Annotated in this window: 18 protein-coding genes; 10 read left to right on the forward strand and 8 right to left on the reverse strand. The window is 58.8% G+C overall.

Annotation, left to right across the window (positions count from 1 at the left end):
- Positions 1–92 precede the first annotated feature (92 nt).
- The 4 genes from ACQKP2_RS23900 to ACQKP2_RS23915 all read left to right on the forward strand — a co-directional run bounded on the left by ACQKP2_RS23900 (position 93) and on the right by ACQKP2_RS23915 (position 3418).
- Positions 93–857, forward strand: a complete 765-nt coding sequence (locus tag ACQKP2_RS23900; RefSeq protein WP_427580023.1) for a hypothetical protein — start codon at positions 93–95, stop codon at positions 855–857.
- Positions 858–886: 29 nt separating this feature from the next.
- Positions 887–1318, forward strand: a complete 432-nt coding sequence (locus ACQKP2_RS23905) for a hypothetical protein (RefSeq protein WP_427580025.1) — start codon at positions 887–889, stop codon at positions 1316–1318.
- Between the two features lie 115 nt (positions 1319–1433).
- Positions 1434–2099, forward strand: a complete 666-nt coding sequence (locus ACQKP2_RS23910) for a response regulator (protein ID WP_427580026.1) — start codon at positions 1434–1436, stop codon at positions 2097–2099.
- Positions 2075–3418, forward strand: a complete 1344-nt coding sequence (locus ACQKP2_RS23915) for a sensor histidine kinase (protein WP_427580028.1) — start codon at positions 2075–2077, stop codon at positions 3416–3418. Before ACQKP2_RS23910 ends, ACQKP2_RS23915 begins: the two co-directional genes overlap by 25 nt.
- A 22-nt stretch (positions 3419–3440) precedes the next feature.
- Here the strand turns inward: ACQKP2_RS23915 and ACQKP2_RS23920 are convergent, their stop codons facing one another.
- Positions 3441–4109 carry an ATPase gene (locus tag ACQKP2_RS23920; protein WP_427580030.1) on the reverse strand — a complete coding sequence of 223 codons (669 nt, stop codon included), beginning with the start codon at positions 4107–4109 and terminating at the stop codon, positions 3441–3443.
- 97 nt (positions 4110–4206) lie between these two features.
- On the opposite strand from ACQKP2_RS23920, the gene ACQKP2_RS23925 reads away from it, so the two are divergent.
- The 3 genes from ACQKP2_RS23925 (at position 4207) to ACQKP2_RS23935 (ending at position 6342) form a co-directional block, all read left to right on the forward strand.
- Positions 4207–4482 carry a hypothetical protein gene (locus ACQKP2_RS23925; protein ID WP_427580031.1) on the forward strand — a complete coding sequence of 92 codons (276 nt, stop codon included), beginning with the start codon at positions 4207–4209 and terminating at the stop codon, positions 4480–4482.
- Between the two features lie 697 nt (positions 4483–5179).
- Entirely contained in the window at positions 5180–5416 is a 237-nt protein-coding gene (locus ACQKP2_RS23930) for a hypothetical protein (protein WP_427580032.1), read from the forward strand.
- A gap of 188 nt (positions 5417–5604) precedes the next feature.
- Positions 5605–6342, forward strand: coding sequence for a hypothetical protein (locus ACQKP2_RS23935; protein ID WP_427580033.1), 738 nt, complete (start codon positions 5605–5607; stop codon positions 6340–6342).
- 35 nt (positions 6343–6377) lie between these two features.
- On the opposite strand, the gene ACQKP2_RS23940 is transcribed toward ACQKP2_RS23935, so the two are convergent.
- Entirely contained in the window at positions 6378–7181 is an 804-nt protein-coding gene (locus ACQKP2_RS23940; protein WP_427580035.1) for a hypothetical protein, read from the reverse strand.
- Positions 7182–7815: 634 nt separating this feature from the next.
- Between ACQKP2_RS23940 and ACQKP2_RS23945 the strand changes: the two genes are divergently transcribed.
- Entirely contained in the window at positions 7816–8109 is a 294-nt protein-coding gene (locus ACQKP2_RS23945) for a fructose-bisphosphate aldolase (protein WP_427580037.1), read from the forward strand.
- A 110-nt stretch (positions 8110–8219) separates the two neighbouring features.
- On the opposite strand, the gene ACQKP2_RS23950 is transcribed toward ACQKP2_RS23945, so the two are convergent.
- A complete protein-coding gene (locus tag ACQKP2_RS23950; protein ID WP_427580039.1) occupies positions 8220–8726 on the reverse strand; it encodes a hypothetical protein in 507 nt (168 codons plus the stop codon).
- Positions 8727–8833: 107 nt separating this feature from the next.
- Positions 8834–9301, reverse strand: coding sequence for an anti-virulence regulator CigR family protein (locus ACQKP2_RS23955; RefSeq protein WP_427580040.1), 468 nt, complete (start codon positions 9299–9301; stop codon positions 8834–8836).
- A 298-nt stretch (positions 9302–9599) separates the two neighbouring features.
- Here ACQKP2_RS23955 and ACQKP2_RS23960 point away from each other — a divergent pair, with 298 nt between their 5' ends.
- Both ACQKP2_RS23960 and ACQKP2_RS23965 read left to right on the forward strand, forming a co-directional pair.
- Complete coding sequence (locus ACQKP2_RS23960) at positions 9600–10097, forward strand: Hcp family type VI secretion system effector (protein WP_427580042.1); 498 nt, start codon at positions 9600–9602, stop codon at positions 10095–10097.
- Positions 10090–10794 carry a DUF4225 domain-containing protein gene (locus ACQKP2_RS23965; protein WP_427580044.1) on the forward strand — a complete coding sequence of 235 codons (705 nt, stop codon included), beginning with the start codon at positions 10090–10092 and terminating at the stop codon, positions 10792–10794. Before ACQKP2_RS23960 ends, ACQKP2_RS23965 begins: the two co-directional genes overlap by 8 nt.
- 2 nt (positions 10795–10796) lie before the next feature.
- Here the strand turns inward: ACQKP2_RS23965 and ACQKP2_RS23970 are convergent, their stop codons facing one another.
- The 4 genes from ACQKP2_RS23970 to ACQKP2_RS23985 all read right to left on the reverse strand — a co-directional run.
- Positions 10797–11225 (reverse strand): hypothetical protein, encoded by a 429-nt coding sequence (locus ACQKP2_RS23970; RefSeq protein WP_427580046.1) that lies wholly within the window; start codon positions 11223–11225, stop codon positions 10797–10799.
- 317 nt (positions 11226–11542) lie between these two features.
- Positions 11543–12091: a cupin domain-containing protein gene (locus ACQKP2_RS23975; protein ID WP_427580048.1), complete on the reverse strand. Its 549-nt coding sequence runs from the start codon at positions 12089–12091 to the stop codon at positions 11543–11545.
- Between the two features lie 337 nt (positions 12092–12428).
- Entirely contained in the window at positions 12429–13727 is a 1299-nt protein-coding gene (locus ACQKP2_RS23980; RefSeq protein WP_427580050.1) for an NAD(P)/FAD-dependent oxidoreductase, read from the reverse strand.
- Positions 13728–13785: 58 nt separating this feature from the next.
- A partial coding sequence (locus ACQKP2_RS23985; RefSeq protein WP_427580052.1) for an aldehyde dehydrogenase family protein occupies positions 13786–14677 on the reverse strand: 892 nt, incomplete at its 5' end.

The following is a 14677-nucleotide window of genomic DNA, read 5'->3' on the forward strand; positions in this document are numbered from 1 at the left end:
TGCCGGGTTTGCCATCCCTCAGTCCCGGCTAAGTTTCACCCGGTAGCCTTTCTCCTGCGCACATAACGGCGCTGAAAAGGAGAACGACCGAGATGAACCCCACTACAGCCGGCTGGCTCAACAAGGTGCCCGAAGTGACACTGTCCTTCTGGGTCATCAAGATCATGTCCACCACGGTGGGTGAAACCGGGGCCGACTTCCTCGCCGTGGACGCCGGTTTCGGCGCAGGCTGGACCAGCATCGGCATGGCCGTCCTGCTGGCGATCGCCCTGACATGCCAAATGCGCACCAAAGCCTACACCCCGTGGATCTACTGGCTCACCGTGGTCCTGGTGAGCATCGTCGGCACGCAAATCACCGACATCCTCACCGACATGCTGGACGTCAGTCTCTACACCAGCACGGTGGTCTTTTCGATACTGCTGGCGGTCAATTTCCTGGTCTGGTACCGGGTCGAGCACAACCTGTCCATCCGCGAAATCGTCACGCCACGGCGCGAATTGTTCTATTGGGCGACCGTGCTCTGCACCTTTGCCCTCGGCACCGCCGCCGGCGATCTTGCCACCGAGGCACTGGGCCTGGGCTTCACCCTCGGCGCCGTGATCTTCGGTGCGTTGATTGCCGCCACCCTGGTCGCCTGGCGCCTGGGCGGCAACGTGGTGCTGACATTCTGGATCGCCTACATCCTGACCCGTCCTTTCGGCGCCTCCCTGGGCGACCTGCTGACCCAGGCCAAGACCTACGGTGGCCTGGGCATGGGTGCCACCTGGACCAGCGCGCTGTTCCTGTGCGTCATCGTCATCCTGGTGAGCGTTGCGCAAATCAGCGTCGGCAACCGCAAGCAAGTCACCCAGTAATCCATTCAAAAGCCACTCAAGGAATCGTCATGCGCTATTTCCACAACGCCATTCGCCACATCGCCATCGTCACCTCGATTGCCCTGCTCAGCATTGCCGCCGGTTGTTCCAAGCCTGCCGACAAACCCAATGCAGGCGCCACGTCGAGCGCAGCCAGCAGCCAGGCTACCGCCGGTTCGAAGCTGGGTGATCTGTCGGCGTTCCGCAACATCGCCGCCGACGTCGCCGGCCTGGTGGACAAAAATGACCTGGCCGGGGCCAAAACCCGGATCAAGGACCTGGAAACCTCCTGGGACGAAGCCGAAGCCGGTATCAAGCCCCGCGCCGCGGCCGACTGGCATGTCGTGGACAAGGCCATCGACCGCGCACTGTCCGCCCTGCGCAAGGGCAGCCCGGTCCAGGCCGACTGCAAGGCCAGCATGGATGACCTGCTCAAGGCCTTCGATTCGATGAAAGGCTGACCCCGTCGCGCCGTCGCCCGGTGCATGGATGCGACGGCGGACAAATCCGTACACAGATGCTTCAATACAGGCGCGACGGCCACCACCCTCGCGCCTCATTTTTTCGGAGCCGGACATGCGGATACTGTTGGTCGAAGATGACCCGATGATCGGCGACGCGATCCAGGGTGCCCTCAAGGATGCGAGCTACGCCGCCGACTGGGTGCAGAACGGCATGCTCGCCCTGGCCGCCTTGCAGAACCAGCACTACGATCTGGTGCTGCTGGACCTGGGCCTGCCCGGCAAGGACGGCCTGCAGGTCCTGGACAGCATCCGCGGGCAAAACAACCCCGTACCCCTGCTCATCATCACTGCCCGGGACACGCTCGAGGACCGGCTGCGCGGTCTGGATGGCGGCGCCGACGATTACCTGCTCAAACCCTTCGAAATGTCGGAGTTGCTGGCGCGCATGCGCGCCGTGCTGCGTCGCCACAGTGGCAACGCGCTGTCGCGGCTCGACAATGGCATCGTTAGCCTGGACCTGATTTCCAAAGAGGCCAGCACCGAACAAACCCCTGCGGTCCTGCTCTCCAGCCGCGAGTTCGCCTTGCTGCAGGCCCTGATGATTCGCCCCGGTGCGATCCTTTCGCGCAGCGAACTCGAAGACCGCCTGTACGGCTGGGGCAATGAGGTGGAAAGCAACGCCGTGGAATTTCTGATCCATGCGCTGCGCCGCAAACTGGGCAGCCATGTCATCAAGAATGTCAGGGGAATGGGATGGATGGTTTCAAAAAACGCCTGAGCGAATCGGTCCAGTTCAGGCTGTCGCTGGCCCTCTCGACGGCCATCCTGATTGTCGCGGTCGTGGCCGGCGTGTTCGCCTACGTGTCGGCGTTCGACGAGGCCCACGAAATGCAGGATGACACCCTGCGCCAGATCGCCCGGCTGTTCGACCGCCAGCACATGACACTCAGCTACCCCGAAAACGCCCCTGAAGAGGACGACGAGTCCAGAATCGTCCTGCAATACCTGGCCGATGGCAGCAAGGCATCGGGCGAAGACGATGCCGGCACCCCGCTGCCCTTCCCCACCACCCTGCCCGATGGGCTGTCGACCGTGCCTGTGGCCGGCGAAGCGTTTCGCGTGCTGGTCAAGACCACCGCGCAAGGCGAGCGCATCGCCGTCGCCCAGGAAATCGGCGCCCGCGACGAGGACGCACGGGCCAGCGCCTTGCGCAGTGTTCTGCCGTTTCTGGTGTTGCTGCCGGTATTGCTGCTGGTGGTGGGCGATCTGGTGCGCAAGCTGTTTCGTCCGATTGCCACGCTCAGCTCGGATATAGACCGGCGCGATGAACAAGACCTGTCGGCCATCGACGAGCGTCACCTGCCCATGGAAGTGCGGCCCTTCGTGGTAGCGATCAATCGATTGCTGACACGCGTGGCCCAATCGATGGAAACCCAGCGCCGCTTCGTCGCCGATGCCGCTCACGAGCTGCGCTCGCCGCTGACCGCCCTGTCGCTGCAAGCCGAGCGCCTGGCGGCCAGCGAAATGTCCGCGCCGGCCCGTGAACGCCTGCTGCCGCTACGCCGGGGCATCGAACGTGGCAGGAAGCTCATCGACCAGCTGTTGACGCTGGCCAAGGTGCAATCGAACGCCGGGCACACGGCCTCGACGGCGTCCGTGCGTGCCGTCTATCGCCATGTGCTGGAGGATCTGCTGCCGCTGGCTGAAAGCAAGCAACTGGATATAGGCGTGGAAATCGATCAGGACGCGCAGGTGCTCATGAACGACATCGACCTGACGGCGGTGGTGAAGAACCTGGTCGATAACGCCATTCGCTATACCCCGCCGGGTGGGCGGATCGACCTGTCGCTGGTGATGGACAAGGGTGAGGCGCTGTTGCAGGTCAAGGACTCGGGGCCGGGCATTCCTGCCGAAGAGCAACTGCGGGTGTTCGACCCCTTCTATCGCTGCCTGGGCACCGGTGAATCGGGATCCGGGCTGGGGCTTTCCATCGTCAAGGCCATCGTGGATCGGGCCGGGGCGCGGGTTGGGCTGGACTTTACCGATGCCCGGGCTCGCCGCGGCTTGTGTGTGTCGTTGTGGCTGCGAGTGGCGTAAACGGCTGATCACGCGGGTTGCGTCAATTGGTTGCGACCCGCTCGCCGTGGCCCACGGTCACCAGTGCCTTGAGCGATGCATCAAACTGCTTCAACGCGTCGATCTGCAGTTCGGTCTGCCGGTCGATTTGCGCGGCAATCTGCGGTGCGGCCTTGCCATGCACCCACACCGACGGCATCTGCTCGGCGCGCGAGCCTTCGGCCTGGCCGATGTATTGCAGGTTCGCGTCATAGAACTTGGCCATGAAGCGGGCTTCGACCTGGTTGTTGCGCTTGGACACCAGGCGGCTGTAGGTATCGAGCATCACCACTACATCGGGATGCGCCTGCACCGCCGCATCGAGGCTGTCGTAAACGGTCACCGAAGCAAATTGTTTCTGTAACGAATCCATCAATGCGTTGATCGCCCGCTGCGGATCGGAACTGTCGACGAAGGCGCGGCTGATTTGCGGATCCATTTCAGGATTCTTCGCACCCTTCACCGCCACGGCGTGGTACTGCTCAAGGTATTGCTGGGTTTCGAGGGTGTTCTCGCTGTAAAGCACCGCCACCGACTGCGCCTGCTGCAAGCGGGCGGTGCTGTCAGTGATCGGCAGGAAATGGCAGGACGGATCGGCCGCAATGGCCGGAACAGTGGCGGCAAGACCACCGGTCAACAGGGCAGCTACAGCCAGCAGGGTCGAAATTCTCATCGCTCAGATTCCTTCAATGGCGAGAAAGCTATGACGCTATCCTCCTCCGATGACAGAAAAACAGAACTTGCATTCTTTAATGATGGATATCGATTAAATGAATGGTAGCTATGAATGTGCCTGGCTGCAGGATCGAGCGCTGCAACGATCCGACTTGCCCGCGAAAGCGGTCTTGCATCATGCAGCGCTAATGAAAACGCCTTCGCTTGTAGGAGCGAGGCTTGCCCGCGAAGGCGGCCTCACGTCATACGACGCTATAAAAAACGCCTTCGCCGGCAAGCCTGGCTCCTACGGGTCGGATGATGTCCTCGAAATCGCGGTGTTTCGCGGCACTGCAGTAGCAAGCGGTGCGGCGATCCGACTTGCCCGCTGAGGCGACCTTACGTCGTGCGGCACCAATGAAAACGCCTTCGCTTGTAGGAGCGAGGCTTGCCCGCGAAGGCGGTCTGACGTCGTGTGGCGTCCATAAAAACGCCTTCGCCGGCAAGCCTGGCTCCTACGGATCGGATGATGTCCTCGAAATCGCGGTGTTTCGCGGCACTGCAGCAGCAAGCGGTGCAGCGATCCGACTTGCCCGCTGAGGCGACCTTACGTCGTGCGGCGCCATTGAATACGCCTTCGCTTGTAGGAGCGAGGCTTGCCCGCGAAGGCGGCCTGTCGTCGTGCGGCGCCAATGAAAACGCCTTCGCTTGTAGGAGCGAGGCTTGCCCGCGAAGGCGGCCTGACGTCGTGCGGCGCCAATGAAAACGCCTTCGCCGGCAAGCCTGGCTCCTACGGATTGGGCACGCCCACGAAATGGTGGCGCTTGTAAGAGCGAGGCTTGCCCGCGAAAGCGGCCTAACGTCATGCGGCGCCAGCGACAACGCCTTCGCCGGCCAGCCTGGCTCCTACGGATTTGGATACCTCACCGACACTTGACTGCATCACGCTGTTTCGCAGCTGTTACCTCAACGCCGTGCTTGTCACTTCTGCACCGTCGGGCAGGCCCATACAGTAAGGCCTTCGGCGCAAAGTCCGGGACAACGGGTCCTGCGGCCTGCACCGATCCCCATCACGGAAGAGGTGACATCATGAGTTTCGTCAAAGTGGAAAAAAACCAGAGCAGCGCCCCGTCGGAAGCCGATATGAAGAAGGCCATGGTCGAGTCGGGCGGCAAGCCGGGCGAAGTGACCGGCAATAACTCGGCCCGAACCCTTACCTACACCGGCCTGGTCAATCACACGGTGTATGAGAACAAGCTGATCGAGATTGCCAAGGGCAAGCGCACCAGTTGGAGCTTCGTCTGGGCCGACGCGCAGGCCGCCTGAGGTCATACAGGGGCGGCCCCGGGTCGCCCCGCTGCGCCACTGTTTGATACCCCTGCGATACCCGTCTGTAACACCAAGACACTTAGCCCCGCCGCGCCCTTTTCCTAAAGTGAAGCCGTCAATGAGCGACCGGCCTGAAGCCCACCGCTGACTGATTGACCTACACACCACCAAGGAAGAGGGAAACCATGAGCAAATCAATCGCTGTGAGCCAACGCAGCCAGCAGCTACACAATGATGTGCAAGATGCCGTCAAATCGATCATGGGTGCCACGCAACTCAAATCATCGGATTACGGCCGGGTCCTGAGATCGTCCCTGGCGGCCGTGCAAAAAACCGTCACGATCGAAATCGCCCCGGGCGATCTGACCCTGCTCAAGAAGTCCGGCTACAAACTGTGCTTCGCCAAGAAAGTCGGCAATGCGGACTACAACGTCGTCTGGCAGTCCTATGTCGCTTACCTGAGTAACAACGAATTCAGCTGGACACCGCAATACCAGCTGTTCGCCTCCAACGTGTTCAAGGAGAACGTGCAGGTCAGGGTCTCGACCAATATCGTCAACATCGGCCTGGGGCAAACCTCGACACTGGATGAACACGGCCTGCTCAGCCCTGCTGTAACAGGTGGGCCGGACGTTTCCATGACCTTTGTAAACAACTACGCACCGATCCATCCGGGCATCAACCAGTTGTCCACCGGCATTGATGGCAACCAGGTCAGCACCCCCATTTACGTGGCCGTGGACCAGGTGGTCACCGGCAATACCGTACTGACCCCCGTCGAAACCATCCTGGTGTGGTTCGAACAGAACGTACAGACCAGCACCATGTTCAGTACCTCACGCTCCAAGGCGATCGAAATCGACCTGACGTTCGATAACACCGCAGGTCGCCTTTACGAAGGCGGTCAGTGGAAAACCGTGTAATCGGTGACATCGGGGCAACCTCGCGGTTGCCCCACTTACTCGTCGATGCCGCCCTTGGCGAAATAGCTGGTCAGCGACCGGCAGATCGACTCCGCCAAGTCCTCCTGGGTGGCAATGCCATAAGGCTGATTGCGGTCGAATTGCGCCGACCAGCGAATGCGCCCTTGCGCCACTTCCACCAGCCGTAGCGACGCGCGGACCCGTGCCGGTTCGACCCGCACACTGCCCTCCAGGCAAAAGCTCAAGCGTGCGGCGCGTCCGACCTCCGGGGCTTTCAGGCTGCTGCGCGGCACCCGCAGCAACACATGGCCGGCCCCACTACGCTCCTGTTCGAAAGACTCGAACAAGCGGCAACTCAACTCCTCGCATAACCCTTGCGCAAAGCCGTCGTCGTCACCCGTGATGCAAACAAACGGCTGGATTTGCAGCACCGGTGGGTGATTGCCAGCCCCTCTGGGCCGCAGCCGCTGATACGCCAGACGATAACAACCGGGCGGAATGCTCAGTTGTACCGAGTCCTGGCGGCCAAGGCCTGCGTAATGCGCCGCCAGTTTTCGACGCAGGCGCCCCACCTGCACGCGCACCACCGGATCGTCGCCGGTGCAATACACCGCAGGATCACGGCGAAACACCGCAATGCCGATGGCGTGCTCGGTCAACGGTACAGGGGTGGATTGCAGGTCGTGTTCGACCAGAAAACGCAACAGACTGCCCATTCGCCTGGACTTGGCAAACAGCGGACTGGCCAGCAACGCGGCCAGCACCCGCTCCATTTCATCGCCATCGAGCGCATCGGGCACATCGCCCACACTCGACTCGACCTTGTGCTTGATCACCATCGCCTGCCTCCGTGCAGGTTGCCGACAGAATTGGAAGTCGTACTCCGTGAATACAGGTGCAACCAGAACCGCAAACCGGGCTCGGGCACTGCAACGACGAAGCTTAGCAGCCGTGCCGGAACGGGCAGGCGAATGCGCGGATAGCTGGATGACATCCGACGAACGTTGGATTTTGGTGTCTGTAAAATACGTAGGAATTATCGCTTTGTGATGAGGGGCGCTGACCTCGCCTGGGTTGCGATACCGGTGTAGTCCGATTTGGCTGATTTCCTAGGACAGGACGCAGTGCCCGGTTCTATTGGAGTCGAGTTGCAAGACTCGGTGGCAAGCTTGGTCTAAACGACTCAATTGGCGTCCTACAGGCCGGTTGCTGCATCAAAAGTCGCTGCTTAGAGTGGGCCCATCGCCGACATTGCTCGGCGACAGGGTTTCGCAGCCCTGGCGTGCTAAGTCCACAATCGTCAAAATACGACGCGGCATTTTCGCCTGTGTCCTGTTTTATGGCGGCTGTGCGTGGGAGGCTTTCGGGCCTGCCGAGTCTTAGCTCCTCGGTCTGCGAACCCGCGCATGGCTGCCACCTCATTTGTTTCGCAGCAAACGGTGGCCAACTTGTCACTTGAGCTAAGGAATCCCAATGATCAATCCACTTCCGCCTCGCCGCTTCATCCCCATGAAGCAAATCGCCACCGACTACCCCGTCCTCCTGATCGACAACCAGGCCCCCATCCGCGAACTGCACAACTGCGTCGCCGAACGCCTCAATGCCGTCCTCCACTACCTCGACCTGATGGCCTGCACCAGCCTCCCCGACTACGCCGAAAACGACATCAACACCGTTACCAACATCGCCCGGATACTGCTTCAGGATGTGCGGGATGTGTTCGGGGTGATCGAGCAACGCGGGTTCGAAACACCGCCCTCGCAATGATTGAATCGCAGGCAATAAAAAACCCGCTGCATCGCGGGTTTTTCATGGCCTGCCCTGTTCATCCGGAACACATCGCAGAACGCGTATACGGGTGATTCAACAGCACCTGATCAATGTGTCTTTTTAACACCCGACACACCGGTCTTGCTCAAGCCCTTGACGTTGTGATCGCCAGGGGTCGTGGCGGAAATGGCCCTGGCCTTGTCCAGGCCATGGGTACTTTTGGAATGGGCAATGCCTGAGGTCGCGGTGCCGTGGCCTTTGTCGTCGTTGCGCTCACTGCCGAAGTGATTTCCGCTGATGCCGTGGTCGCGTACGGCCTTGCCGACATGATCGCTGTCCAGTCCTTTGCCATGACCGCTGCTGGCAGAAGGGCCGGAGTGATCGGAATCGCCGCGACCACCGCCATCCCCTGTGCCATGCCCACCGCCGTTGCCGCCGCCGTTTCCACCGCCATTTCCGCCGCCATGCCCACCACCGTTACCGCCTCCATGGCCACCACCTTCCTTGGCCACGGCAGCGTTGATAATGGACAGCTCGGCAGGCAGCAACGGGGCAGCCGCGAGCATCAGGGCACAGGACAGGGCAGCGGCGAGACTCTTTTTGTTTAAAAGCATGATGGCTTCCGAAGGTTGATTTCGCGTGGGGTATGACGCGTTAACCCCCCGGCAGTTCAAGCGTCGGCGACAGACGGCCACTCAAACTGCGTATTTGCGTTGCGTTCTCAATCAAAAGCACCGTTGAGCACTTCATAAATGAGCCCAGTCGCCAGCGCGACCAGAATCAAGTCCGTACCCGCCTGCTGCCATTCGTACCCCTCATAGCGAGGCAATTGACCAATCAAGCGGCCATCAAGTTTTTTGGCAATGCCAGGTGGAAGTGGCTTGCCACGGGCAAGGTTCTTTTGAATGCCCGGTGGCAATGCGGGGCCGGGGGTCCAATAGTCGCGATAGCCACCGACAATTCCCAAAACGCTGGCCCGATTGATACTTGGGCCGTTGCTCCAAACGCCACCGGACTTTTTACCCTTGCCTCCGTGACCGCCCGGGTTGCCATGGTCCTGGGCATTTTGCGGGTTTCCCTTGGCGTTTCCCTGACCCTTGCCGTTACCCGGGTCAGCCACCGCGGCTACCGACCCACAAATCAGGGCAAAGCCTGTCAATGCAGCAATGATCGTGCGTGAACCGTGCATACGTCGCTCCTTCCTGGCGGAAAATTTCCTGTGAAACTTCAGACACCGATGGTGATGGTAGTTCCTCGCGTCCCCGCCAGTCCAAACAGCCGCTGCGGATAAACTCAAATGATCCGTCCGTGCGAAGCCCTCACGGAACTCACGGCAACGCAACCTCCTCGGAAAAATCACTTCATCAATTCGAATGCTTTTGTAGGAAGCCTCCGAATCAAACAATCCTCAATGGATATCGCCTGTTCTCCCATACGCAGATCGGTACGCTCGAATACACCTACCGACCTTCCAATGGAAAACACGCATGGCGAGTCACGGTTACATGAGCATTACCGGCAAACGGCAAGGTTTGATTTCCGCTGGTTGTTCCGGTGTCAGTTCAATCGGAAGCAAATGTCAGTTGGGTCATGAAGACGAAATCATGATCCTGGCTTATTCGCACAACATGATCACGGGTGACGGCGGTGTTTCCGGCGACCGCGGCCTGCACATGCCGATCATGATCACCAAAAACATCGATAAATCTTCGCCTCTTCTGGCCAGCGCCCTGCATGAGCGCGAAGAAGTGGAATGCACGATTTTCTTTTACAGAACCTCAGCCACCGGCGGGCAGGATAAATATTATTCAATACGCCTGACCGGGGCCCGAATTGCACACATCACCCTGCAAGTTCCCCACAGCATTCACTTGAATGACGCCGAGCCCCAGGAACTGGTTTCCATTCGTTATCGGGACATCAGCTGGACGCACATTCAGGCCGGCACCAGTGCGTATAGCCATTGGGGAAGCGGGGATGAATGAGGACCGTTGCGATATCCATGATGTGAAGAAAGCAGCATCGGACCTCGTGGCGTTTGGCTGCTCGATTGGTGCTCCGCAGCTTTTCGATAGTTTCCTGCAGCTCAAATTCAGTTCGATGGTTTCTTCTTATGCCAATGGGGTAATCAAGGCTGTTGACGAGGGATTGATCAGTGCGAGGCAAGGGCTGCAAGAGATTAAGGAGGAGTATGCCGAGTTATTGGCTAAAGCACTTTTTTATGGAAAAAATGGCACTGGTATCTTGGCTGGTTTTGCACAAATTCATGTCGGCACCACGAGATTCGCATCGTCGAAAGGCCTGACAGCACCGATAAGTCTTTTGTATATCGCACACGGTACAAACAATATTTATGAAGGAATGATAAACATATATCGAGGTCCAAACGCACCGGAAACAATAGGACCTGTCCGAAATGCTTATCGTAAAATAGTCAAAAGCACGCACACCGGAGACAACGTTTATTACGAAATTGATTTAGCCCTATCTGCTTACGGACTGCTAAGAAAAGTCCGAAAACCCGGAACCTTTGAGCTATTCAATCGCGATCCAATCAACTATGAAAGAGCCTATACACAAATAGGAAGACCTGCATTGGCATTAGAAATTTTGTCCAATGCAATCTCCATTGACAACATCAGAAATAATACAACAGCAAAACAATCATCCAACCTGGATTAAAATCATTCACAAATATCACGACGCAACCACTTAACATAAAACAAAATCACACAAAAAACGAAAAAAAATACCACCCCACAAACCAATAAAAACTCTAACTCGCTCAGAGCGACCACATCAATAATTGCGAATACTAAAATAGCCGAAACGTATGCTGCCCCGGAAAAAACCCCAAAATATATCACCTTCATTGATTGACTCTTGAAATCTATAGGACGCCCCAGAAAAATAGCTATCATGGTTGGAGAGCAATATCGATAATCCACATAGAAAAAAACAGCAAAAACAGAGCCCGCTACTACTTTAAGCAACGTCCCCTCTAGCGGCACAAAATAATTTATGATCCCCACAAATAATGCGGCATACACAACAGACGTCGTAAAAGTCAAAACATCCGTCAAAAATATAACTAAAAACTCTCGAATCAACATAAGCAGCAAGCCCTAAAGCAAGTGTTATTTACATACCCACCAGACGTTAAAGCCTCACAATAAAACCGAGAAGTTATTTTGGACCTCGACTACGCACAGTAGGAAAGCTCCTACCACGCCAATGCACTTACCTTACGTAAAATTCTGGCTGTGCCAAAAAGCGAACCTTCGAAACAATATCGAAAGTGAATTGGTTGATTTGGCTACGAAACCGAAATCAAGTGTTATCCCGGCAAAAAAAATCCGACACCCAAACAGGTATCGGATTTTTCAATCAACACAACGCAGTCGAGGCACGCAGCCTCACCGCCCTGCTATCAGAAGTTCGCCGGCGTGTTCGCGCTGATGATTTCCGCCTCATCCTGGCCGATGTTGCGGAATCGATGTGGCAGCGTGGTCGGGAAGTAGTAACCATCCCCGGCGCTCAGGATGCTGGTCTGGCCGTCCACGGTCAGTTCCACCGTGCCTCGGGTAACCAACCCGCACTCCTCGCCCTCGGTATGCACGATCGGCTCTTCCCCGGAACTGGCGCCCGGTGCGTATTGCTCGCGCAACAGGCGCATCTGCCGGCTCGGTATCGAGGCACCGATCAGCAGCAGGCGCAGGCCATGGCGACCCAGGTCGGGTTGTTCGTTGGCGCGGAAGACGTATTGGTGCTCGCGCGGGGGCTGATCGAAGGTGAAGAAGTCCGCCAGGGACATGGGGATGCCTTCAAGCAGCTTTTTCAGCGAACTGACCGACGGACTGACGCGATTCTGTTCGATCAGCGAGATGGTGGCATTGGTGACGCCGCTACGCCGGGCCAGCTCGCGCTGGGACAGTTTGTAGCTTTCGCGTACTAATTTGAGTCGAGAACCCGTATCCATGACAGCCTTATGTGAGAACGACTTAAGGGTAATGGGGGTCGGTGGCGGGCGGCCGCGATATCCGCGGTTGTCGCCGTTCCCCTGTCCCGGAACCGTGAAAGGCGGCTATTAAATCACGTTTGTTCATGCAGCTCAGCAGGTTCGATGGACGGCAGTAGAAAACAGTCATCGGGCCCTGTGTTTTGCGGCCTGCAGGAGCGAGGCTTGCCCGCGAAGGCGATGTATCAGGCGACATTGATGGCGACTGAAAGGGCCTCTTCGCGGGCGAGCCTCGCTCCTACAGGGTACGAAAAAAAAACCGGCGACATCCATGGGGTGGCCGCCGGTGAGGTAACGCTTAGATACCGAAACGGTCGCGCAGTGCGTAATACGCCGCTCCCATGGCGGTGAGCGGCGCCTGGAAGGTGCGACCGCCGAACATCGGCATGTGCGGCAACGAAGCGAACGCGTTGAAACGCTCGGCGTCGCCACGGATCATTTCCGCGATCAACTTGCCGGCCAGGTGCGAACAGGTCACGCCGTGGCCGCTGTAGCCCTGCATGTAGTAGGCGTTTTTCTCGATGCGGCCGAATTGCGGCATGCGCGACATGGTCAGCAGGAAATTGCCGGTCCAGCGGTAGTCGATCTTCACGTCCTTCAACTGCGGGAAGGTCTTGAGGATTTTCGGACGGATCAGTTGTTCGATGTCGTTCGGCTCACGGGCGCCGTAGACCACACCACCACCGAACAGCAGGCGGTTGTCGGCCGTCAGGCGGTAGTAGTCAAGCAGGTAGTTGCAGTCTTCGACGCAGTAGTTATTGGTGATCAGGCTGCGGGCCTGTTTCTCCGACAACGGCTCGGTGACGACGATCTGCGAACCGCACGGCATGCTCTTGGCGGTCACGCGGTTGTCCAGGCCCTGAGGCAGGTAAGCGTTACCGGCGATCAGCAGGTACTTGGCCCGTACCACGCCCTTGGCGGTGCGCACGATGTTCGGTTCGCCGTAGGTGATTTCCACCGCCGCCGATTGCTCGAAAATCTTGCCGCCCAGGCCGATGATGGCCGAGGCTTCGCCCAATGCCAGGTTCAGCGGGTGAATATGCCCGCCCTGCATGTCCAGCAAGCCGCCGACGTAAGCGTCGGAACCGACCTCACGCTTGATGTCGCTGGCGCTGAGCAAGGTCAGGTTCTTGTTGCCGTAGCGTTCCCAGCTCTTCTTCTGCTCGGCCAGGCCCTTGAACTGCTTCTTGTTCATCGCCGCGAAGATACCGCCTGGACGGTAGTCGCACTGGATGTCGTAGTGCTGTATGCGCTGACGAATGATGTCGGCGCCTTCGAAAATCATGCTGCCCAGTACTTCAGCGGTCTTGTCGCCATAGCGCTCTTCGATGACGTCGACGTCGCGGCTGTAGGAGTTGACCAGTTGACCGCCGTTGCGACCGCTGGCGCCGAAGCCGACCTTGGCCGCTTCCAGTACGGTGACGCTGTAGCCGGCTTCGCTGAGAAACAGTGCCGAGGACAGGCCGGTGTAGCCGGCACCGATTACACAGACATCGCATTCCACCAGTTCTTCAAGCACCGGGAAGTCGCCGGTGAAGTTGCGGGTGGCAGCGTAGTAGCTGTTTACATGAGTTTGTTTAACAGAGCTTTGAGTCATAGGTTTCTCCGATGGCCGCCGGTCATCGACCGGCAACCGCCGCTTTCTTATTAGGTATTTAGAGCTTGATCCAGGTCGCTTTGAGTTCGGTGTACTTGTCGAACGCATGCAGCGATTTGTCGCGACCGTTGCCCGATTGCTTGAACCCGCCGAACGGCGCGGTCATGTCGCCGCCGTCGTACTGGTTGACCCAGACGCTGCCGGCACGCAGGCCACGGGCGAAGGTGTGGGCCTTGCTCAGGTTGCTGGTCCACACACCGGCGGCCAGGCCGTAGATGCTGTCGTTGGCAATCGCCAGGGCTTCTTCGGCAGTGTCGAAAGTGATGACCGACAGCACCGGGCCGAAGATCTCTTCCCTGGCGATGGTCATGGCGTTGGTCACGCCGTCGAAAATCGTCGGTTCCACGTACTGGCCACCGGTGTCTTCCAGGGTGCGGCTGCCGCCGGCGATCAGTTCGGCGCCCTGCTCCTTGCCGATGCCGATGTAGCGCAGCACGTTGTCCAGTTGACGCTGGTCGACCACCGCACCAACGCTGGTCGCAGGATCGAGCGCATGGCCCGGTTTCCAGGCTTGCAGGGCCTCGACCAACATTGGAATGAACTGCTCGCGAATCGAACGCTCCACCAGCAGGCGCGAGCCGGCGGTGCAGACTTCGCCCTGGTTGAAGGCGATGGCACCGGCCGCCGCCTGTGCTGCCGCGCGCAGGTCCGGCGCATCGGCGAACACCACGTTCGCGCTCTTGCCTCCGGCTTCAGCCCAGACACGCTTCATGTTGCTTTGCCCGGCGTAGATCATCAGTTGCTTGGCAATCGCCGTGGAGCCGGTGAAGGCCAGCACGTCGACGTCCATGTGCAGCGCCAGCGCCTTGCCGACGGTGTGGCCGTAGCCTGGCAGCACGTTGAACACGCCTTTGGGAATGCCCGCGTCCAGCGCCAGCTGCGCGATGCGG

It is taken from the genome of Pseudomonas sp. NPDC089569 (assembly GCF_050280625.1).
Taxonomy (GTDB): domain Bacteria; phylum Pseudomonadota; class Gammaproteobacteria; order Pseudomonadales; family Pseudomonadaceae; genus Aquipseudomonas.

Bases quoted from the DNA above. Each gene is read 5' to 3' on its own strand.
- ACQKP2_RS23900 (WP_427580023.1), top strand. From the start codon at position 93: ATGAACCCCACTACAGCCGGCTGGCTCAACAAGGTGCCCGAAGTGACA.
- ACQKP2_RS23905 (WP_427580025.1), top strand. From the start codon at position 887: ATGCGCTATTTCCACAACGCCATTCGCCACATCGCCATCGTCACCTCG.
- ACQKP2_RS23910 (WP_427580026.1), top strand. From the start codon at position 1,434: ATGCGGATACTGTTGGTCGAAGATGACCCGATGATCGGCGACGCGATC.
- ACQKP2_RS23915 (WP_427580028.1), top strand. From the start codon at position 2,075: ATGGATGGTTTCAAAAAACGCCTGAGCGAATCGGTCCAGTTCAGGCTG.
- ACQKP2_RS23920 (WP_427580030.1), bottom strand. From the start codon at position 4,109: ATGAGAATTTCGACCCTGCTGGCTGTAGCTGCCCTGTTGACCGGTGGT.
- ACQKP2_RS23925 (WP_427580031.1), top strand. From the start codon at position 4,207: ATGAATGGTAGCTATGAATGTGCCTGGCTGCAGGATCGAGCGCTGCAA.
- ACQKP2_RS23930 (WP_427580032.1), top strand. From the start codon at position 5,180: ATGAGTTTCGTCAAAGTGGAAAAAAACCAGAGCAGCGCCCCGTCGGAA.
- ACQKP2_RS23935 (WP_427580033.1), top strand. From the start codon at position 5,605: ATGAGCAAATCAATCGCTGTGAGCCAACGCAGCCAGCAGCTACACAAT.
- ACQKP2_RS23940 (WP_427580035.1), bottom strand. From the start codon at position 7,181: ATGGTGATCAAGCACAAGGTCGAGTCGAGTGTGGGCGATGTGCCCGAT.
- ACQKP2_RS23945 (WP_427580037.1), top strand. From the start codon at position 7,816: ATGATCAATCCACTTCCGCCTCGCCGCTTCATCCCCATGAAGCAAATC.
- ACQKP2_RS23950 (WP_427580039.1), bottom strand. From the start codon at position 8,726: ATGCTTTTAAACAAAAAGAGTCTCGCCGCTGCCCTGTCCTGTGCCCTG.
- ACQKP2_RS23955 (WP_427580040.1), bottom strand. From the start codon at position 9,301: ATGCACGGTTCACGCACGATCATTGCTGCATTGACAGGCTTTGCCCTG.
- ACQKP2_RS23960 (WP_427580042.1), top strand. From the start codon at position 9,600: ATGGCGAGTCACGGTTACATGAGCATTACCGGCAAACGGCAAGGTTTG.
- ACQKP2_RS23965 (WP_427580044.1), top strand. From the start codon at position 10,090: ATGAATGAGGACCGTTGCGATATCCATGATGTGAAGAAAGCAGCATCG.
- ACQKP2_RS23970 (WP_427580046.1), bottom strand. From the start codon at position 11,225: ATGTTGATTCGAGAGTTTTTAGTTATATTTTTGACGGATGTTTTGACT.
- ACQKP2_RS23975 (WP_427580048.1), bottom strand. From the start codon at position 12,091: ATGGATACGGGTTCTCGACTCAAATTAGTACGCGAAAGCTACAAACTG.
- ACQKP2_RS23980 (WP_427580050.1), bottom strand. From the start codon at position 13,727: ATGACTCAAAGCTCTGTTAAACAAACTCATGTAAACAGCTACTACGCT.